The 18,916-nt window shown below is 65.6% G+C and carries 17 protein-coding genes; 5 read left to right on the forward strand and 12 right to left on the reverse strand.

Annotation, left to right across the window (positions count from 1 at the left end):
* Positions 1-178: 178 nt before the first annotated feature.
* Positions 179-601, reverse strand: a complete 423-nt coding sequence (gene ndk / locus WFK61_RS16685) for a nucleoside-diphosphate kinase (RefSeq protein WP_336813212.1) — start codon at positions 599-601, stop codon at positions 179-181.
* 342 nt (positions 602-943) lie between these two features.
* Complete coding sequence (locus WFK61_RS16690; RefSeq protein ID WP_336813213.1) at positions 944-1,213, reverse strand: hypothetical protein; 270 nt, start codon at positions 1,211-1,213, stop codon at positions 944-946.
* Between the two features lie 353 nt (positions 1,214-1,566).
* Here WFK61_RS16690 and WFK61_RS16695 point away from each other — a divergent pair, with 353 nt between their 5' ends.
* A complete protein-coding gene (locus WFK61_RS16695; RefSeq protein WP_336813214.1) occupies positions 1,567-1,953 on the forward strand; it encodes a DUF2147 domain-containing protein in 387 nt (128 codons plus the stop codon).
* Between the two features lie 199 nt (positions 1,954-2,152).
* Here the strand turns inward: WFK61_RS16695 and WFK61_RS16700 are convergent, their stop codons facing one another.
* From WFK61_RS16700 to gatB, 4 genes are all read right to left on the reverse strand, one after another.
* Complete coding sequence (locus WFK61_RS16700; RefSeq protein WP_336813215.1) at positions 2,153-2,860, reverse strand: glutathione S-transferase N-terminal domain-containing protein; 708 nt, start codon at positions 2,858-2,860, stop codon at positions 2,153-2,155.
* Positions 2,861-2,979: 119 nt separating this feature from the next.
* Positions 2,980-3,468 (reverse strand): GNAT family N-acetyltransferase, encoded by a 489-nt coding sequence (locus WFK61_RS16705; protein ID WP_336813216.1) that lies wholly within the window; start codon positions 3,466-3,468, stop codon positions 2,980-2,982.
* A gap of 29 nt (positions 3,469-3,497) precedes the next feature.
* Positions 3,498-4,004, reverse strand: a complete 507-nt coding sequence (locus WFK61_RS16710; RefSeq protein ID WP_336813217.1) for a GNAT family N-acetyltransferase — start codon at positions 4,002-4,004, stop codon at positions 3,498-3,500.
* Between the two features lie 143 nt (positions 4,005-4,147).
* A complete protein-coding gene (gene gatB, locus WFK61_RS16715; RefSeq protein ID WP_336813218.1) occupies positions 4,148-5,626 on the reverse strand; it encodes an Asp-tRNA(Asn)/Glu-tRNA(Gln) amidotransferase subunit GatB in 1,479 nt (492 codons plus the stop codon).
* 273 nt (positions 5,627-5,899) lie between these two features.
* Here gatB and WFK61_RS16720 point away from each other — a divergent pair, with 273 nt between their 5' ends.
* The 3 genes from WFK61_RS16720 to WFK61_RS16730 all read left to right on the forward strand — a co-directional run bounded on the left by WFK61_RS16720 (position 5,900) and on the right by WFK61_RS16730 (position 11,160).
* Entirely contained in the window at positions 5,900-7,057 is a 1,158-nt protein-coding gene (locus WFK61_RS16720) for an efflux RND transporter periplasmic adaptor subunit (protein WP_336813219.1), read from the forward strand.
* Positions 7,058-7,178: 121 nt separating this feature from the next.
* Complete coding sequence (locus WFK61_RS16725; protein ID WP_336813220.1) at positions 7,179-10,367, forward strand: efflux RND transporter permease subunit; 3,189 nt, start codon at positions 7,179-7,181, stop codon at positions 10,365-10,367.
* A gap of 178 nt (positions 10,368-10,545) precedes the next feature.
* Entirely contained in the window at positions 10,546-11,160 is a 615-nt protein-coding gene (locus WFK61_RS16730) for a glycine-rich domain-containing protein (RefSeq protein WP_336813221.1), read from the forward strand.
* Positions 11,161-11,257: 97 nt separating this feature from the next.
* On the opposite strand, the gene gatA is transcribed toward WFK61_RS16730, so the two are convergent.
* The 3 genes from gatA to WFK61_RS16745 all read right to left on the reverse strand — a co-directional run bounded on the left by gatA (position 11,258) and on the right by WFK61_RS16745 (position 14,077).
* Positions 11,258-12,772: an Asp-tRNA(Asn)/Glu-tRNA(Gln) amidotransferase subunit GatA gene (gatA, locus tag WFK61_RS16735; RefSeq protein WP_336813222.1), complete on the reverse strand. Its 1,515-nt coding sequence runs from the start codon at positions 12,770-12,772 to the stop codon at positions 11,258-11,260.
* Between the two features lie 81 nt (positions 12,773-12,853).
* On the reverse strand, positions 12,854-13,141 hold the full coding sequence (gatC, locus tag WFK61_RS16740) for an Asp-tRNA(Asn)/Glu-tRNA(Gln) amidotransferase subunit GatC (protein WP_336813223.1): 288 nt from the start codon (positions 13,139-13,141) through the stop codon (positions 12,854-12,856).
* 237 nt (positions 13,142-13,378) lie between these two features.
* Positions 13,379-14,077, reverse strand: a complete 699-nt coding sequence (locus WFK61_RS16745) for a metal-dependent hydrolase (protein WP_336813224.1) — start codon at positions 14,075-14,077, stop codon at positions 13,379-13,381.
* 121 nt (positions 14,078-14,198) lie between these two features.
* Here WFK61_RS16745 and ade point away from each other — a divergent pair, with 121 nt between their 5' ends.
* A complete protein-coding gene (ade, locus tag WFK61_RS16750; protein ID WP_336813225.1) occupies positions 14,199-15,899 on the forward strand; it encodes an adenine deaminase in 1,701 nt (566 codons plus the stop codon).
* A 419-nt stretch (positions 15,900-16,318) separates the two neighbouring features.
* Here ade and WFK61_RS16755 read toward each other — a convergent pair whose 3' ends face one another.
* Genes WFK61_RS16755 through WFK61_RS16765 form a run of 3 tightly spaced genes read right to left on the reverse strand, consistent with a single transcriptional unit; the run spans position 16,319 to position 18,911 of the window.
* A complete protein-coding gene (locus tag WFK61_RS16755) occupies positions 16,319-17,251 on the reverse strand; it encodes a hydroxyacid dehydrogenase (RefSeq protein WP_336813226.1) in 933 nt (310 codons plus the stop codon).
* Between the two features lie 29 nt (positions 17,252-17,280).
* Entirely contained in the window at positions 17,281-18,333 is a 1,053-nt protein-coding gene (locus tag WFK61_RS16760; protein WP_336813227.1) for a YeiH family protein, read from the reverse strand.
* A complete protein-coding gene (locus WFK61_RS16765; protein ID WP_336813228.1) occupies positions 18,330-18,911 on the reverse strand; it encodes a GNAT family N-acetyltransferase in 582 nt (193 codons plus the stop codon). The genes WFK61_RS16760 and WFK61_RS16765 overlap by 4 nt, the downstream gene beginning before the upstream one ends.
* Positions 18,912-18,916: the final 5 nt, after the last annotated feature.

The following is an 18,916-nucleotide window of genomic DNA, read 5'->3' on the forward strand; positions in this document are numbered from 1 at the left end:
ATCAAGCGCCAGAAAAAGCCAATCGTCGCTATCGTCGCCATCATGCGACGCATCATCGTCGTCGCAAACGCAAGGCTCAGAGACGCTAAATACTGAGTTGATGACAAAGGTCAATCTCAACAAAAAAAGGCGGGCCGGAAACCGGCCCGCCTTTCTGCTTTTCAGCGGGTGGCTGAAATCAGCCGACGATCTCGTTGCCCGAGAAGAACTGCGCGATCTCGATCGCGGCGGTCTCCGGCGCGTCCGAGCCGTGCACGGTGTTCTCGCCGACCGAGAGGGCGAAAAGCTTGCGGACGGTGCCCTCGGCCGCGTTGGCCGGGTTGGTGGCGCCCATCGCTTCGCGGTACTTGGCGATGGCGTCCTCGCCTTCCAGAACCTGCACGACGACCGGGCCGGAGGTCATGAACTCGACGAGCTCGCCGAAGAACGGACGGGCGGAGTGGACCGCGTAGAAGGTCTCGGCCTGAGCCTTGGTCATCTGGATGCGCTTCTGCGCGACGATGCGCAGGCCAGCCTTCTCGATGACCGCGTTGACCGCGCCGGTGAGATTGCGCTTCGTCGCATCGGGCTTGAGAATGGAGAAGGTACGCTGGACAGCCATCGATCGATCCTTGGATGGGGTACGGAAAAAGGAAATGCGGCGCGCTTATAGCTGCCGCCTTCGTACCCCACAAGGCTCCCCGGCCGCGCCCGGATGTCCGGAAACCATGAGCCGGCAGATCAATTCCGTGCTAGAGTGAGGCGTTGACGACAAGGAGCCGACCTATGGTGCTCATTGCTCTCGCCTTCGCCAGCTGCCTGACGCTGCTTTGTCAGATCCTGTTCGTAACGTCGGAATCCATCGCCAGGGATCGCAGGGGCAACCAGCCCCCGCCCTCTGGCGGCATCGCGGCGTTCTGAACGGCGCAGCAGGCGCCATTCTCCAGACGGCCGAACGTGGCGCTCAGTGCCGCGTCAGGAAAGCGCGGGCTTCGCGCAGCGCCGATGCGATCTCGTCGCGGTTCATCTCGAGCGCCAGCTCCTGGCGATGCGCCGCTGCACGGGCGCAGCCACGGGCGAAGGCGACGTTGAACCACATCTGCGCCTTGACCAGATCGACGGCGCCGGCGCGCCCCGAGGCGTGCATCAGGCCGAGTTCATAATAGGCTTCCGCCGACACCTCCGCCGGGATCACCAGCGAAGCGGGAACCGCGCTCATCTCCATGCGTGCCATGACAACCACCCTCTTGTCGTTGTGCCGGCCACCCGTCCAAAGGCCCCGGCTGATGAGTGCGAGAGTGGTCCCGATCTTTAAAATGCGTCCTAAATTTCGCGATGAATCGAGTCTCAACGAGACGTAATCAGCCGGTTAAATCAACGAAGGATTCATCTCGGAAATCCAAAAAGCGACATGATTTCAATAGTCTGATCTAACGTCACAGCCGTGCTCGTTGAGGATGGATTCACCTTGCGCCGCGGAAGCAGGGGAAACCTCTTCCGCTACGGCAGCTTGGAGGCCGGCAAAATCCGCGATATGGTTCACATCTGAACCATGCAGACATAGCTGGTCGAACACGGGAGGATCGGATGCATCACGGAACCGGATCGAAGCTGGCGGCCTTCGCTGCGCTCGGGCTGCTGGCGAGCGTCTCAGGCGCGGCCGCGCAGGAAGTCGTCGGCACCTGGGAGCGCGACACCGGCGCCTCGCGCGTGCGCTTCACCAAATGCGGCGATGCGCTCTGCGGCTCGCTGTCCTGGCTCAAGGACGAGAAGGGCCCGGCCAAGGTCGGCCAGCGCATCTTCTACGACATGAAGCCGAACGGCGCGAACAAGTGGAGCGGCAGCGCCTTCAATCCCGAGGACGGCAAGACCTATTCGGGCACGATGACGCTCTCGGGCAATACGCTGACGACGGCCGGCTGCGTCATGGGCGGGCTGATCTGCCGCTCGGTAAAGTGGAACCGGTCGAACTGACGTCATTTTCCCTTCTCCCACCCATCTCGGGCTTGCCCGAGATGGGCAGCTTAAAGTGCTGAAGTCGGCAACAGCCGACTTCAGTGGGGAAAAGGTGGCAGCGCGAAGCGCTGACGGATGAGGGCTGTGTCCCGCCGTCCTTCCCTCATCCGTCTGCTTCGCAGACACCTTCTCCCCCAAGGGGAGAAGGATAAGAAGGTCAGCGCGCCTTCTGGCCGAAGAGGATCGCCTTTTCCTCGGGCGTGCTGATGCCGGCCGGATTGCGCAATTCCTCGCCGACCTTGATGCCGCGCTGCACGGCGGGCCGTGCCAGCATCGTCTCCAGCCAGCGCGCGACATTCGGGAACTGCCTGATATCCTGGCCCTGCTTTTCCCAGCCGCGAGCCCAGCCGATGCAGGCCATGTCGGCGATCGAATACGCGCCGCAGATATAGTCGCGGCCTTCGAGGCGCTTGTTCAGCACGCCGTAGAGCCGGTTGGCCTCGTTGGTGTAGCGGTCGATCGCGTAGGGCACGGGCTCGGGCGCATAGAGGCGGAAATGATGGGTCTGGCCGAGCATTGGGCCGAAGCCGCCCATCTGCCAGAACAGCCACTCGTCGACCTCGACACGGCCGCGCTCGTCCTTCGGATAGAATTGTCCGGTCTTGCGGCCGAGATATTGCAGGATCGCGCCGGATTCGAAGACCGAGATCGGCTTGCCGCCCGGCCCGTCGGGATCGACGATCGCCGGCATGCGGTTGTTCGGGGAGATCGCGAGGAAGTCCGGTTTGAACTGGTCGCCCTTGCCGATATTCACCGGGATGATGGTGTAGGGCAGCCCGACCTCTTCGAGCATGATGGTGATCTTGAAGCCGTTCGGCGTCGGCCAGTAATAGAGGTCGATCGGCTTGGCGGGGGCTTCGGACATCGGTCGCTTCCTTTCAGGCGGGAGGCCTCGCCCCGAAACCTAGGAAGCTTGCGAAGGCCCCGGAAGGGGCTGCGGTGCGCTTTCGGCGCGACCGCGCCATGCCCTCACGGCGGGCTCGCTCAGGGCGAGAGCGCCATCTTGAAGCCCTCGTGGCTCTGCACGAAGCCGAGGCTGTTATAGAAGCGGTGCGCTTCGGGCCGGGCCTTGTGCGAGGTCAGTTCGACGAGGCCGACGCCCTTCTCCGCCGCGAAGGCGATCGCATGGCGCATCATGATCGCGCCGATGCCGCGGCCGCGGCATTCCGGTGCGACATGGACGCTCTCGATCTTGGCGCGGATGCGCCCGCGCTCGGCCATGCCCGGCAGGACGGTGATCTGGTAGGTGCCGACCACCCTGCCCTCCAGCTCGGCGACGAAGAGCGAGTTGTAGGGATTGGCCGAGACGGCCTCGAAGGCCTTGAGATAGACCGGGTCCTGCGCCTCTTCCGCGATCTGCTCCGGCGTGCGCTTCTGCACCGACGCGCCATGCATGATGAGTTCCGCGACGCGCGGCACATCGGCCCTAACCGCCTCGCGCATGCGGATCTCGGAAGCTTCGGTTTTCGTCATAGGCCTGTCTCGTCCGTTGGTCGCCTGCTTCAGGCAACGAAGAGCCGCTTCGCCATCAGGAGCGTATTGGGCGTGTCGTCGCGCCCGTCGAAGCGCGCCTGCCTCTGCAGGAAGAAGCCCATGCGCTCGTAGAAGGTGATCGCCGGCTCGTTCTGGCTCTCGACTTCGAGCCGCGCCACCGGCGCATCCGGAAAGCACGCCAGCGCAACCTGCAGCAAGGTGCGCCCGATGCCGACGCCCTGCCGGTTCGGCAGAACATAGAGCCGCGTCAGCAGGGCCGCACGATCGCGCTCCTGCCGGGCGGAGGCCGTGGCGACGATCTCCTCGCCGACCAGCGCGACGAGGAAGACGCCCTCGTCGCGACCGAGCTGCGCCTTCAGGTTTTCCAGGGAGTGCCAGGCATTGGTGATCTCTGCGACGCGCTGCCAGCCATAGATGCCGTCATAGGTGGCGTGCCAGGTCTCGACCAAAAGCGCCCTGACCGCCGGGAGATCGGCAGCTTCGGCGTCGCGAATGACGAGATCGGCGGGGATCATCCCAATCGTCCAGCTTGCGCAGGAAACACCGACGTCATCCCCGGCTTGACCCGGGATCCATTCCGGAACGCTTCCGATGAAGGTTCAGGCATGGATCCCGGATCTCCGCTTCGCTGCGTCCGGGATGACGGCATGTTTCAGAGTCAGATTCCCAGCTTCTGCTTCAGGATCTCGTTCAGCGCCTGCGGGTTGGCCTTGCCGCCCGAGGCCTTCATGGCCTGGCCGACGAACCAGCCCAGCATGGTCGGCTTGGCCTTGACCTGCTCGACCTTGTCGGGGTTCGCGGCGATGATCTCGTCGACCGCCTTCTCGATGGCGCCGGTATCGGTGACCTGCTTCATGCCGCGGGCCTCGACGATCTCACGTGGATCGCCGCCCTCGGTCCAGACGATCTCGAACAGGTCCTTGGCGATCTTGCCAGAGATGACGCCCTCGCCGATCAGGTCGACGAGGCCGCCGAGCTGCGCGGCCGAAACCGGCGAAGCGGTGACGTCCTTGCCCTCCTTGTTCAGGCGGCCGAAGAGCTCGTTGATCACCCAGTTCGCGGCGGCCTTGCCGTCACGGCCCTTGGCGACTTCCTCGAAGTAGTCGGCCTGATCGCGCTCGGCGACCAGCACCGAGGCATCATAGGGCGAGAGCCCGTAGGTCGCGATGAAGCGGGCCTTCTTGGCGTCCGGCAATTCCGGCAGTGCACCCTTCAGGCTCTCGACGAAGGCATCGTCGAACTCGAGCGGCAGCAGGTCGGGATCCGGGAAATAGCGATAGTCATGCGCTTCTTCCTTCGAGCGCATCGAGCGCGTCTCGCCCTTGCCGGGATCGTAGAGGCGGGTTTCCTGGTCGATCGTGCCGCCATCCTCGATGATGCCGATCTGGCGGCGCGCCTCGGTCTCGACCGCCTGGCCGATGAAGCGGATCGAGTTGACGTTCTTGATCTCGCAGCGCGTGCCGAGCGCATCGCCCGGCTTGCGGACGGAGACGTTCACGTCGGCGCGGAGATTGCCCTTCTCCATGTCGCCGTCGCAGGTGCCGAGATAGCGCAGGATCGTGCGCAGCTTCGAGACATAGGCCTTCGCCTCGTCCGCCGAGCGCAGGTCCGGCTTGGAGACGATCTCCATCAGCGCGACGCCCGAACGGTTGAGATCGACGAAGCTCATGGTCGGATGCTGGTCATGGATCGACTTGCCGGCATCCTGCTCCAGATGCAGCCGCTCGATGCCGACGGTGATCTGCTCGGTCGGCGAGAGATCGACGACGATCTCGCCCTCGCCCACGATCGGGCTCTTGTACTGGCTGATCTGGTAGCCCTGCGGCAGGTCCGGATAGAAGTAGTTCTTGCGGTCAAAGACCGAGCGGTTGTTGATCTGCGCGTTGAGGCCGAGGCCCGTGCGCACCGCCTGCTTCACGCATTCGGCATTGATCACCGGCAGCATGCCGGGCATGGCGGCATCGACGAGGCTGACATGCTCGTTCGGCTCGGCGCCGAAGCCGGTCGAGGCGCCGGAGAACAGCTTGGCATTGGAGGTGACCTGAGCATGAATCTCCATGCCGATCACGATCTCCCAATCGCCGGTCGCACCCTTGATCAGCTTCTTCGGGTCGGCGGGGCGGGCATGCGCGTTCATCTGGACTCTTCCGGCTGCTATATTCGCCTACGCGTTACGATGTCGGCGGGCGGGCGGCAAGCTTCCGTTGCGCCGTAACCGCCTTCACGAGCCCCCGAGACATCCCGTCGCGTTGCGCTCCTGCAACCAGATGGCGGGAATGTGGCTTATGTGGCGCAATATCGCGCAATTTGACGGGTGATGGTTCTTGACATTCGTCACTCGCCAACCCTTCTTGCGCAAAATGCCGGAAACCCCCATTGGTTGTGCCGGCTCGTTACCCGGAGTTCCGTCATGTCACGCAGCCGTTTCATCGGTCTGGTGCTCACCGCCGCCTTCTCGTCGACCACCCTGACGGCGTTCGACGCTGCCGCGCAGGGAGCCCCGCCGGCTCCTCCGGTGCAGGTCGCCACCCCGCTCGCCAAGCGCATCACCAACTGGGACGAGTTCACCGGCCGCTTCGAGGCCAGCGAACAGGTCGACGTGCGCGCCCGCGTCTCCGGCTTCATCGAGAGCGTGCATTTCCGCGACGGCTCGCTCGTCCAGAAGGGCGACCTGCTCTTTACCATCGATCAGCGGCCTTACAAACTGGCCGTCGACGTGGCCCGCGCCGAGGTGGCCCGCGCCAAGGCCCAGGTCGATCTCGCCCAGAACGAGGTCGAGCGCGCCGAGGGCCTGACGCAGAACCGCACCATCACGGCGCGCGACGTCGACCAGCGCCGCGCCAACCTGAACAGCGCGGTCGGCACGCAGCAGGGCGCCGAGGCGAACCTGAAGAATGCCGAGCTCAACCTCGAATGGACCGAGGTGCGTGCGCCGCTCGCCGGCCGCATCTCGAACCGCCGCGTCGATCCGGGCAACCTGATCGCCGGCGGCCAGTCGGGCGCCTCGCTGCTGACGACCATCGTTGCGGTCTCGCCGATCTACTTCACCTTCGACGTCTCGGAGGCCGACTACCTGCGCTATGCCCGCATGAGCAATCCGCGCGAGGGCACCGGCAGCAAAGATGCCGGCACGCTGGTCGAGGTGCGGCTCGCCGACGAGCCCAAATGGGGCCGCCGCGGGAACGTCAACTTCCTCGACAACGCGCTGAACGCCCGCTCCGCGACGATCCGCGGCCGCGCCGTGTTCGAGAACAAGGACCAGTTCCTGACGCCCGGCGTGTTCGGCCGCCTGCGCTTCTTCGCCGGCGAAGCCGATGCGCTGCTCGTGCCGGACACGGTCATCGCCTCGGACCAGGCCAACAAGATCGTGCTCACGGTCGGCCCGGAGAACAAGGTCGTGCCGAAGCCGGTCGTCCTCGGCCCGCTCAGCGAAGGCCTGCGGGTGATCCGCTCCGGCCTCACAGCGCAGGACAAGGTGATCATCGGCGGCAACGCCAACCCGATGGTCCGCCCCGGCGTCGCCGTGACGCCGCAGCCGGGCGAGATCAAGGTCGCGACGACGAACTGAGCGCCTGCCGCGCCGGCTTTCCGCGAAAGCCGGTGCCCGCCTCTCGGGCCATGCCTGGCCCGGCACTGAAACACGGGCGCCAATGGGCGCCCGCCCGCCTTATTCCGGCCAGGACATACCCATGTTCCGCTTCGCCCATTTCTTCATCGACCGGCCGATCTTCGCCACCGTTCTCTCGGTGCTGCTGACGATCGCCGGCGCCATCGCGCAGCGCTCGCTGCCGATCTCCGAATATCCCGAGATCGCCCCGCCGACGGTCTCGATCACCGCCACCTATCCCGGCGCCTCTGCCGAGGTCGTCGCCGCCACCGTGGCGACGCCGATCGAGCAGGAGGTGAACGGCGTCGACGACATGCTCTACATCACCTCGCAATCGACCGGTGACGGGCGGGTGACGATCAACGTCGTCTTCAAGGCCGGCGTCGATGTCGACCAGGCGCAGGTGCTGGTGCAGAACCGCGTCTCGCAAGCCGAAGCGCGCCTGCCGCAGGACGTGCGTGCGCTCGGCATCCAGGTCCGCAAGGCCTCGCCGGACTTCCTGATGGTCATCAACATGATCTCGCCGGACGGGTCTCGCGACGCGCAGTACATCTCGAACTACGCCTCGCTCTACGTGAAGGACGTGCTGACCCGCGTCGACGGCGTCGGCGACGTGCAGGTCTTCGGTGCGCGCGACTTCTCGATGCGCATCTGGCTCGACCCGGCCAAGGTCTCGGCGCGCAACCTGACGGCGGGCGACGTCGTCGCCGCACTCAGGGCCGCGAACGTGCAGGTCGCGGCCGGCGCGCTGAACCAGCCGCCGGCAAAGTCCGACGAAGCCTTCCAGTTCTCGGTGAACACGCTCGGCCGCCTGACCGACGTCTCCGAGTTCGAGAACATCGTCGTGCGTGCCGATGCCGATGGCGGCACGATCCGCGTACGCGACATCGCCCGCGTCGAGCTCGGCTCGCAGGACTACACCACCAACGCCTATCTCGATAACAAGAACACCGTCGCCATCGGCGTCTTCCAGCGCCCGGGCTCGAACGCGCTCGCGACCTCCGACAAGCTGGTCGCGACGATGGGCGAGATGGCCAAACAGTTCCCGGTCGGCCTCGAGCACCGCATCATCTACAACCCGACCGAATTCATCGGCGAGTCCGTCGACGCGGTCGTCCGGACGCTGCTCGAAGCGGTCGTGCTCGTCGTGATCGTGGTGATCCTGTTCCTGCAGACCTGGCGCGCCGCGATCATCCCGATCGTCGCGATCCCGGTCTCGCTGGTCGGCACCTTCCTGGTGATGAGCGCGGTCGGCATCTCCTTCAACACGATCTCGCTGCTGGCGCTGGTTCTCGCCATCGGCATCGTCGTCGACGACGCAATCGTCGTCGTGGAGAACGTCGAGCGCTATCTCGCCGAGGGCCTCTCACCCAAGGAAGCCGCGCACAAGACCATGGACGAGGTCGGTGGCGCGCTGCTCGCGATCGCGCTCGTGCTCTGCGCGGTGTTCATCCCAACCGCCTTCATCAGCGGCCTGCAGGGCACCTTCTACCAGCAGTTCGCGGTGACGATCGCAGCCTCGACGGCGATCTCCTGCTTCGTGTCGCTGACGCTCTCGCCGGCGATGTCGGCCGTGCTGCTGAAGCCGCACAAGAAGCATGACGAGCACGAGCAGCACGGCCTCCTCTACAAGCTGGGAGCGCCGATCCGCTGGTTCTTCCACTATTTCAACGCCGGCTTCGACTGGCTGTCGCGCAGCTATGGGCGCGTCACCTCGCGGCTCATCCGTATCGCGGTGATCCTGCTGATCGTCTATTCCGGCCTAATCGCGGCGACCGTCTGGGACATCCGCAGGACGCCGACCGGCCTCGTGCCGCAGCTCGACCGCGGCTACTTCATCGTCGCGATGCAGCTGCCGCCGGGCGCCTCGCTGCAACGCACCGACGCGGTGCTGCGCAAGGCCAACGAGCTGCTGCAGTCGCGGCCGGGCGTGGCCCATACCGTCGCCTTCGCCGGCCTCGACGGCGCGACCTTTACGATCGCGCCGAATGCCGGCGTCGCCTTCGTGACGCTCTCGCCGTTCAAGGACCGCGAGAAGGAAGGCCTGACCACGGCCGGCATCCTGAACGACCTGCGCCAGCAGATGTTCACGATCCCCGAGGCCTTCACGCTCGTCATCGAGCCGCCGGCCATTCCCGGCATCGGCACCGGCGGTGGCCTGAAGGGCTATGTGCAGGATCGCGGCGGACGTGGGCTTGCGGCTCTCGAAGGCGCGGCCTGGGTCGTCGCCGGCTCGGCCGGGCAGGTCCAGGGCATCCAGCAGCCGTTCACGCTGTTCTCGACCAAGACGCCGCAGATCTATGCCGATATCGACCGCACCAAGGCGGAGATGCTCGGCGTGCCGATCACGCGCATCTTCGAGACGCTGTCGGTCTATATGGGCTCGGCCTATATCAACGACTTCAACCTGCTGGGCCGGACCTATCGCGTCACCGCGCAGGCGGACAACCCGTTCCGCCTGACCACCCGCGACGTCGCCAATCTCAAGACCCGCAACGCGGATGGCGAGATGGTGCCGATCGGCTCGATCGCGTCCTTCCACGATACGACCGGCGCCTATCGCGTGCCGCGCTATAACCTCTATCCGGCGGCGGAAGTGCAGCTCTCGATGGCGCATGGCTACTCGACCGGACAGGGCATCGCGGCGGTCGAGAAGATCGCGGCCGAGCGGCTACCGGCAGGCTTCGGCTTCGAATGGACCGAGATCGCGCTGCAGGAGAAGCTCGCGGGCAACACGGCGGTCATCGCCTTCGGCCTCGCGGTGGTTTTCGTCTTCCTGCTGCTGGCGGCGCTCTACGAGAGCTGGCTCTTGCCGCTCTCGGTCATCCTGATCGTGCCGATGTGTATCCTGGCCGCGATGTTCGGGGTGAACTATGCCGGGCTCGACCGCAACATTCTGGTCGATATCGGCCTGGTGGTGCTCGTCGGCCTCGCCGCGAAGAACGCGATCCTGATCGTGGAATTCGCCAAGCAGGCCGAAGACGAAGGCATGAACCGCCGCGACGCGGCGGTCGCTGCCGCCAAGACCCGCCTGCGGCCGATCCTGATGACCTCGATGGCCTTCATCCTCGGCGTGCTGCCGCTAACGATCTCGGTCGGCGCCGGCGCGGAGATGCGCCAGGCGATGGGTATCGCGGTGTTCTCGGGCATGCTGGGCGTGACCTTCTTCGGGCTGATCTTCACGCCGGTGTTCTACGTGATGGTGCGCTGGCTGGCGGACCTGCGCGGGAACAAGCGCAAGGCCGCCGCACAGCCGACCGCCGCGCACTGACCGATGCAATGCCCTTCCTCCTTTGTGGAGGAAGGGCCATGCTTCTCTCCCTCGGGGCCGCCTTTCGGGCGGCCCTCTGGATTCCGGGGCGGTTCGATAGCACAAAGGATGCGAGGTCCCTCGCGGGCAGCATCGCCGCGCGACGGGCCGACGGAGCCTTCGAGCCGGCACGATGACGATGCCCGTTATCCTCATCATGCTTTCCGCCGCCGCGATGGCGACCGCCGGCTATGTCTATGTCTCCGTCGATCGCAAACGGCAGGCCGGGACGCAGGCCATCGACAGCTATGCCTGGCCACCCGGCCTGATCGAGCGGCTGGCCGAACACCACCCTGCCCTGACTTCCGATGAGATCGAGCTGGTCTCTCGCGGCCTGCGCCAGTTCTTTCGCGCCTATCTGCATGCGGGCGGACGCGCTATCGCCATGCCGTCCCGCGTGGTCGACGATCTCTGGCACGAGTTCATCCTGCATACGCGCGATTACCAGCTTTTCTGCCAGCGGGCCTTCGGCCGCTTCCTGCATCACGTCCCGTCGGTGGTCCACAGCGCGCCGCGCAAGCCCGGTGAGCGTGGCCTCTACCGCGTCTGGAAGCTGTGCTGCCGGGAAGAGGGCATCGAGCCGGAGGAGCCGCACCGCCTCCCCCTCCTCTTCACGATCGACGAGCGGCTGAAGATCGAAGGAGGGTTCGTCTACCACTTGGATTGGCTCAGGCAGCGCCGTGGTGAGGAAGGCGGCTGCGGCGGAGGCGGCAACAACTGCAGCGGTGACGGCAGCAGCTGCGGAAGCGACTAAGCGCGCCGGCACGCCGTCGGGCACGGTTGTGAAATTCAAAAGGGCCGCTCGCGCGGCCCTTTTTTTGAAGTGTCGTCCTTCGGAGTGAGCGAAGCGCTCAGCCCCACCAGCGCTCGGAGACCGCGAAGCGGCCGGCGGCCTGCTCGATCACCTCGCCAAGCGAGAACAGCGTCTCCTCGTCGAAGGGGCGGCCGATGAGCTGCAGACCCAGCGGCAGGCCCTGCGCGTCGAGGCCGGCGGGGACGGCGATACCCGGCAGGCCGGCCATGTTCACCGTCACCGTGAAGACGTCGTTGAGATACATCTCGACCGGGTCGGCCGAGCCCTTCTCGCCGATGCCGAAGGCGGCGGACGGTGTCGCGGGCGTCAGCACGGCATCGATGCCCTGCGCATAGACCGTCTCGAAATCGCGCTTGATCAGGGTGCGGATCTTCTGGGCCTTGACGTAATAGGCGTCGTAATAGCCGGCCGAGAGCACATAGGTGCCGATCATGATGCGGCGCTTGACCTCGGCGCCGAAGCCGGCGGCGCGGGTCTTCTCGTACATCTCGACGATGTCCTTGCCCTGCTCGCGCAGGCCGTAGCGGACGCCGTCATAGCGGGCGAGGTTCGAGGAGGCCTCGGCCGGGGCGACGATGTAATAGGCCGGCAGGGCGTATTTGGTATGCGGCAGCGAAATCTCGACGATCTCGGCGCCGGCCGCCTTCAGCCAGGCGATGCCCTGCTGCCAGAGCGCGTCGATCTCGGCATTGAGGCCATCGAGCCGGTATTCGCGGGGAATGCCGATCTTCATGCCCTTCACGGAGCGGCCGACGGCCGCCTCGTAATCCGGCACGGCCATGTCGACCGAGGTCGTATCCTTCGGATCGTGGCCGGACATGGAGCGCAGCATCACGGCCGCGTCGCGCACGGTCTTGGCGATCGGCCCGGCCTGATCGAGCGAGGAGGCGAAGGCGACCGTGCCCCAGCGCGAGCAGCGGCCATAGGTCGGCTTGATGCCGACCGTGCCGGTGAAGGCGGCCGGCTGGCGGATCGAGCCGCCGGTGTCGGTCGCGGTCGCGGCGAGGCAGAGATCGGCGGCGACGGCCGCGGCCGAACCGCCGGACGAGCCGCCCGGCACGAGATGGTTGCCCTCGACGGAACCGCCCTGCCCGGCGCCGACATTGGAGCCCTTGCGGCGCCAGGGATTGACGACATTGCCGAAGGCCGAGGTCTCGTTCGACGAGCCCATGGCGAATTCGTCGTTGTTGAGCTTGCCGAGCATCACGGCACCGTCGCGCCAGAGCTGGCTCGTCACGGTCGATTCATAGGCCGGTACGAAATTGCCGAGGATGTTCGAGCAGGCGGTGGTGCGCACGCCATTGGTCGCGAACAGGTCCTTGATGCCGAGCGGCAAGCCTTCGAGAGGGCCGGCTTCGCCCTTGGTGAGCCTCTCGTCAGAGGCCGCGGCCTGCTTCAGCGCGTGCTCGGGGGTTTCCAGCACATAGGCATTGAGGGCGCGGGCCTTCTCGACGGCAGCGATATGCGCCTTCGTCAATTCGGTCGCGGAGAAGGTCTTGGCTTTCAGGCCGTCGCGGGCCTCGGTCAGCGTCAGGCGGGTGAGATCGGTCACGGGATGATTCCGGATTTTATCTGGTCGCAAAGGCCGGATCGCGAGGCGGATCCGGGATGATCGAAGGCGCGCGCCGTGCGCTTATTCGATCACCTTCGGCACCATGAAATAATTGTCCTCGGAAGCCGGGGCGTTGGCGACGATCGCATTGGCGATCTCGCCGTCGTTCACGACATCCTCGCGCTGCTTCATCGCCATCGGCGTCACCGAGGTCATCGGCTCGACGCCGTCGACATTCACCTCGTTGAGCTGCTCGACGAAGCCGAGGATGGCGTTGAGCTCGCCTTGCAGCTTGGGCAGATCGGCCTCCGGCACGGCGATGCGCGCGAGATGCGCGACGCGTTTGACGGTGGCGAGATCGACCGACATGGCGGACTCCTGGATAGGGCGCGGATCACGCGCCGGAAACGGTTCGCCGCGCTATAGCAGACGCGGCGAAGTAAGTAAGCGCTTACTTACCCCGCGCGTCATCCCGGACAAGCGGCGAAGCCGCGCCGATCCGGGATTCATTCCGGAGCGCTTCCGGCACAGGTTCAGGCATGGATCCCGGGTCTCCGCTGCGCTCTGCCCGGGATGACGGCGGAGGGATCGATTCGCGGTGGGATCTCAGATCGCGAAAGCCTCGCCCTTCTTCGGCAGCATGACTTCGACGCCACTGCCCTGCATGCCCGCGACGAAGGCATCGGCGTTCTGGTCGATGATCGGGAAGGTGCCGTAATGCGCGGGAATCGCGACCTTCGGCTTGACGAAGCGCGTCATGGCGAGCGCGGCGACCTTGCCGCCCATGGTGAAGCGGTCACCGATCGGGCAGATGCAGGCCTCGACGCCATGGATCTCGCTGAGCAGCGCCATGTCCGAGAAGATGTCGGTATCGCCCATGTGCCAGAGCGTCTTCTCGCCCCTGGCCTTGATGATCGCGCCATTGGCGCTCCCGACGGGGACGTTGACGCCGCCCTCGCCCATCCCGGCCGAATGATCGGCGCGAACGAGCGTGACGCTGAACGGGCCGAGATCGACCGTGCCGCCCGTGTTCATCGGGCTGAAATTCTTCAGGCCCTGCGAGGCCAGATGCATCGCAAGATCGTAATTCGTGACGACCGTCGCGCCAGTCTTGTTGGCAATGTCGAGCGTGTCGCCAACATGGTCGCCATGGCCGTGGGTGACGACGATATGGCTGACGCCCCTGGAGATCGCGGCGACATCGCCCTCGAAAGCCGGATTCCCGGTGAAGAACGGGTCGATCAGGATGGCGGCGCCGTCGAGATCGACGCGGAAGGCGGAATGGCCGTACCAGGTGAGTTTCATGCGAAGGCTCCGAGCTTTCGAAATGCCGGCCCTATCTAGGCCGATCCGGGCCGCCGACCAAGTCGACATTGCAGGCAGAGAGAGGCAGGTTGGCGCCATGTCGACACAACGGAATCGCCCCATGACCGACGCTGCCCCGCTCGCCCGCCGGATCGCCCAGGGGCACGGCGACGAGCCGGCCGATCTCGTCATCAAGGGCGCGAAGCTCTTGGACCTCGTCACCGGCGCACTGGTCGAGAGCGATATCGCCATCTGCGGCGACACCATCGTCGGGACATATGGAACCTACGAAGGCAAGCGCGTCATCGACGCCAAAGGCCTGATCGCCGTGCCCGGCTTCATCGACACGCATCTGCACATCGAATCCTCGCTGGTGACGCCGCTCGAATTCGAGCGCTGCGTGCTGCCGCATGGCGTCACCACCGCGATCTGCGACCCGCACGAGATTTCGAACGTGCTCGGCACTGAGGGCATCCGCTATTTCCTCGCCTGTGCCGAGGCGATGCGGATGGATCTGCGCGTCAATTTGTCGAGCTGCGTGCCGGCGACGCATCTGGAGACGGCGGGCGCCCAACTGGAAGCCGGCGACCTGACGCCGATGATGGATCATCCCAAGGTGATCGGCCTGGCCGAGTTCATGAACTTTCCGGGCGTGATCCATCGCGATCCCGGCTGCCTCGCCAAGCTCGAAGCCTTCTCGCACCGCCATATCGACGGGCACGCACCGCTGGTGCGCGGAATGGACCTCAACGCCTATCTCGCCGCCGGCATCCGCACCGACCACGAGACCACCACCGCCGACGAAGCCCGCGAAAAGCTCGCCAAGGGCATGGCGATCCTGATCCGCGAGGGCTCGGTGTCGAAGGACCTGCATCAGCTGATCCCGCTGATCTCGCGCGACGCCTCGCCCTTCCTCGCCTTCTGCACCGATGACCGCAACCCGCTCGATATCGGCGAGGAAGGCCATCTCGACTACATGATCCGCACCGCCATTGCCGAGGGCGCGGATGTGCTCGCAACCTATCGCATCGCCTCGCTCTCGGCGGCGCGGAATTTCGGGCTGTTCGATCGCGGCTTCATCGGGCCGGGCAAGCGCGCCGATATCGTGCTGGTCGAGGACCTCGCCGCCTGCTCGGTGAAGCAGGTTCTGACGGGGGGCCGGCTGGTCGAGGAGGCTCTGTTCGCGGATCGGGCGGCGATCGCGCCGGTCGGGCTCGGCAGCGTGAAGAGCCGCAGGCTCAACCCTGCCGATTTCACTGTTAAGGCTCGCGACGGCGAGACGCCGGTGATCGGCGTGGTGCCGGGGCGGATCATCACCGAACGGCTGGCAATGGCCCTGCCCTCACGCGACGGCGAGGCCCTGCCCGATCTGGCGCAGGACGCGATCAAGGTCACGGTGATCGAGCGGCACGGCAAGAACGGCGGCATCGCCACGGGCTTCGTCCGTGGCTTCGGCATGAAGCGCGGCGCTATCGCCTCCTCGGTCGGGCATGACAGCCATAATCTCTGCGTCGTCGGCGTCGACGAGGTCTCGATGGCGGCGGCGGCCAATCGGCTGATCGAGCTCGGCGGCGGCTTCGCCGTGGCCGATGATGGCAAGGTCACGGCGGAGCTGGCGTTGCCCGTCGCCGGGCTGATGAGCGAGCAACCCTTCGAGGCGGTGCGGAACGATCTTGAGAAGCTTCGCGCGGCGGCGAAGGCGCTCGGCGTCATGCTGGCGGAGCCTTTCCTGCAGGTCGCCTTCCTGACCCTGCCGGTGATCCCGCATCTCAAGATCACCGACAAGGGACTGGTCGATGTCGATCGGTTCGATTTCGTGTGAGGCTGCGGAGGCGGGATTCGGGATGCACTGATCAAGCAGAGCCTGCTTTGGATCGGGAACAGAAATTTGCCTTCTCAATTTCTTTGACGAATCAGTTCAACAGATAATTTGGATTATCCGACTACATTCTGATCATCCATACGTATCGAGAAGCATCATGCTGGCCTCAGTCGCAAGTTTGATAATCATGATGGCGGTAATTTCCGCCTATGTGTTCTATTTGCCGGGCCTAAATCCACTCATCCCATTGATACTGATAATAATAATTTGCTTCCCCATCCTCTATCTTGGGGAACTCAAGAAGCGCCGTGCTGGCAAAGAGCAGCGTAGCGAGTAGCTGCAATCGCCTCAGGTGAAGTGATAGCGTTTCCGTTTTTGGGCCAAAAGAAGCCGCTCTTCCCACCTCACCAATCTACGCCCTAAATCCGTTCCTCCAGCGCCGCCATGACCTTCTCCGCCACGAGCCCGGACACCCGGCCGTTCGACTCCACCGTATTCCCGGCGATATGCGGGGTCAGGATCAGGTTGGGCGCGCCGGCGAAGACCTTGGCGGCGTCCTTGCCGAGCGGCTCCTGCTCGTAGACGTCGATCGCGGCGCCGCCGAGCTTGCCGGCCTTGAGCGCCTTGACCAGCGCCGCCTCGTCCATGATGCCGCCGCGCGCCGTGTTGATCAGAATCGCGTCTGGCTTCATCCGGGCGAAGGCCTTGGCATTGATCATACCACGCGTTTCCGAGGTCAGCGGGACATGCAGGCTGATCACGTCAGCCTCGACCAGCAACTCGTCGAGTTCCAGCCGGCGCACGCCGCTCCAGGCGGGATCGTCTACGGGCAGACGCGGATGGTAGGCCGCGACCTCCATGCCGATGGCGCGGGCATGGCGGGCCACGTCACGGGCGATGGCGCCGAAGCCGACGAGGCCCATCAGCTTGCCGGCGATCTCGCGGCCGATCAGCTTGGTCTTCGGGAATTCGCCGGCGACCATCGCGGCATTGGCGAAATAGGCGCCGCGCAGCAGGGTCATCGTCGTGCCGATGACATATTCGACCACGGAGAGGCTGTTGGCCCCCGTCGCGGGGAAGACGCGGATGCCGCGCGCGGCGCAAGCCTCCATGTCGAGATTGTCGAGGCCGACGCCAAGGCGGCCGATCACCTTCAGCTTCTTCGCCGCTTCCAGGACCTTGCCGCGAACCTGCGTCTGGTTGCGCACGATCACGGCCGGGACATCGGCGAAGAGCCGCGCCATCTCGTCGGGATCGGCATAGAGCTCGGGATCGTAATGGACCGCGAAGCGCGCCTTCAGGTTGGCGACGGCGGTGTCGTCCATGAACTCGGTGATGACGATATCGGTCATGATCTCCCCCGCAGCCTTCTGTCGGGCTTTCAGCCGAGCAGCACAAGGCCGCCGGTGACGACCACGAGAATCGTCAGGGTCGTGCCGGTGACGAGCGCGAGATGGCGCCAGCCGAGCCGGGCCATCGCCGCCATCGAAGTGCCCAGCCCCAGCGCCGCGATGGCGATGAGCAGGCCCCAGCGCGAGGCTTCGAGCAGCGCGTCGCGGATCGGCTGATAGGTCGGCGTCAGGGCCGGCACGAGCGCGAGCAGGCTGTTCAGCACGCAGAGCGCCAGGAAGACGATGGCGAAGACCGGGACCGGCACCTTGGCCTTGGAGAGCTCGCTGTTGTCGCGCACCAGCCACCAGCCGACGATCAGCACCGCGGGCAGCAGCAGGAAGACGCGGAAGAGCTTCACGATCACCGCCGCGTTGGCGACCTCGTCCGAGACCGACTGACCGGCGCCCACCACCTGCGCCACGTCATGGATCGTGCCGCCGAGCATGATGCCGGTCTGCTGCGGCGAGAAGCCGAGCCAGGTGCAGACCAGCGGATAGGCCAGCATCGCGATGGTGGCGAAGACGTTCATCGCGATGACGGTGAAGGCGACGTCGGCCGCCTTGTTGCGGTAGTCCGGCACGACCGTCGCGGTGGCGAGCGCGGCCGAGGCGCCGCAGACGGCGGTGGCGACACCAGCGAGCGCCCCCATGCCCGCCTCGCGGCCGAGTATCCGCGCCAGCGCGAAGCCGACGACGACGGTGATCACCATCGAGCCGACCACCAGCAACGCCGTCGAGATGCCGAGCGCGGCGATGTCACCCAGCGCAATGCGCAGGCCGAGCAGCGCGATCGCCCAGCGCAGCAGCTTCTTGACGCAGAAGGTCATGCCCGGCGCGAAGCGCTTCGTGTTCGCTACCGGATGCAGCAGCATGCCGATGACCAGCGCGATGACGATGGCGGGGATGCCGATGCGCCCGCCGGCCGCCGCCTTGAGAACCGGCTCCAGCAGGGCCGAGGCGATGGCGACCACGGCCGAGAGCAGGATGCCCGGCAGGAGCGGGCCGAAGGAGCCCGCTTTGCGGGAGGCAGCGATATCGGTCATGGGGCGGTGCTGACGATGAAACGAAGGCGTTGATCGGGGCTATAGAGCGGCGCGACGAAAGTCTCGATCAGCCGCCCGCCATTCTTCTCGATGATGCGGCGCGAGGCATGGTTGGTCGCGTCGCAGGTAATGGTGATCTCAGGCAGGCCGGCCTCGCGCGCGACGCCCAGCATCGCGGCGAGTGCAGCAGTGGCGTAGCCGTGGCCAGCGGAGGCCGGCAGGATGGTGTAGCCGACATGGCCGAGCACATGTTCAGGCAGGGCCAGGATCGGGCGGCCGTCCTTTTCCTGCCAGCGCAGGTTGATCGAGCCGATGAAGGGGCGCTCCGGGCGGTCTTCGGCGAAGATCCAGCGCGTCGGCCCGGGAATGCGATCGACCTCGCGGCCATCGGGCAGCTTCACACGGCCCGGGCCACCGCGAATCTCGGCAAGGAAGGCGTCCGGATCGGCAGCGATGGCGGCGAGCTGCTCGGGCGCGACATTGCGCGTCGTGTTCGGCGACCAGCCGCCACGCAAGGCCGCCTCATAGGCACCGAGCAGAGCCTTGTCGGGAACTTGCAGCGAGATCCGCGCCGGCACGGGAA

It is taken from the genome of Allobosea sp. MMO-172 (assembly GCF_037147855.1).
Taxonomy (GTDB): Bacteria; Pseudomonadota; Alphaproteobacteria; order Rhizobiales; family Beijerinckiaceae; genus Allobosea.

What these genes read in the sequence shown, in the direction of transcription:
- ndk (WP_336813212.1), bottom strand. Translation starts at nt 601, where the DNA reads ATGGCTGTCCAGCGTACCTTCTCCATTCTCAAGCCCGATGCGACGAAG.
- WFK61_RS16690 (WP_336813213.1), bottom strand. Translation starts at nt 1,213, where the DNA reads ATGGCACGCATGGAGATGAGCGCGGTTCCCGCTTCGCTGGTGATCCCG.
- WFK61_RS16695 (WP_336813214.1), top strand. Translation starts at nt 1,567, where the DNA reads ATGCATCACGGAACCGGATCGAAGCTGGCGGCCTTCGCTGCGCTCGGG.
- WFK61_RS16700 (WP_336813215.1), bottom strand. Translation starts at nt 2,860, where the DNA reads ATGTCCGAAGCCCCCGCCAAGCCGATCGACCTCTATTACTGGCCGACG.
- WFK61_RS16705 (WP_336813216.1), bottom strand. Translation starts at nt 3,468, where the DNA reads ATGACGAAAACCGAAGCTTCCGAGATCCGCATGCGCGAGGCGGTTAGG.
- WFK61_RS16710 (WP_336813217.1), bottom strand. Translation starts at nt 4,004, where the DNA reads ATGATCCCCGCCGATCTCGTCATTCGCGACGCCGAAGCTGCCGATCTC.
- gatB (WP_336813218.1), bottom strand. Translation starts at nt 5,626, where the DNA reads ATGAACGCGCATGCCCGCCCCGCCGACCCGAAGAAGCTGATCAAGGGT.
- WFK61_RS16720 (WP_336813219.1), top strand. Translation starts at nt 5,900, where the DNA reads ATGTCACGCAGCCGTTTCATCGGTCTGGTGCTCACCGCCGCCTTCTCG.
- WFK61_RS16725 (WP_336813220.1), top strand. Translation starts at nt 7,179, where the DNA reads ATGTTCCGCTTCGCCCATTTCTTCATCGACCGGCCGATCTTCGCCACC.
- WFK61_RS16730 (WP_336813221.1), top strand. Translation starts at nt 10,546, where the DNA reads ATGCCCGTTATCCTCATCATGCTTTCCGCCGCCGCGATGGCGACCGCC.
- gatC (WP_336813223.1), bottom strand. Translation starts at nt 13,141, where the DNA reads ATGTCGGTCGATCTCGCCACCGTCAAACGCGTCGCGCATCTCGCGCGC.
- WFK61_RS16745 (WP_336813224.1), bottom strand. Translation starts at nt 14,077, where the DNA reads ATGAAACTCACCTGGTACGGCCATTCCGCCTTCCGCGTCGATCTCGAC.
- ade (WP_336813225.1), top strand. Translation starts at nt 14,199, where the DNA reads ATGACCGACGCTGCCCCGCTCGCCCGCCGGATCGCCCAGGGGCACGGC.
- WFK61_RS16755 (WP_336813226.1), bottom strand. Translation starts at nt 17,251, where the DNA reads ATGACCGATATCGTCATCACCGAGTTCATGGACGACACCGCCGTCGCC.
- WFK61_RS16760 (WP_336813227.1), bottom strand. Translation starts at nt 18,333, where the DNA reads ATGACCGATATCGCTGCCTCCCGCAAAGCGGGCTCCTTCGGCCCGCTC.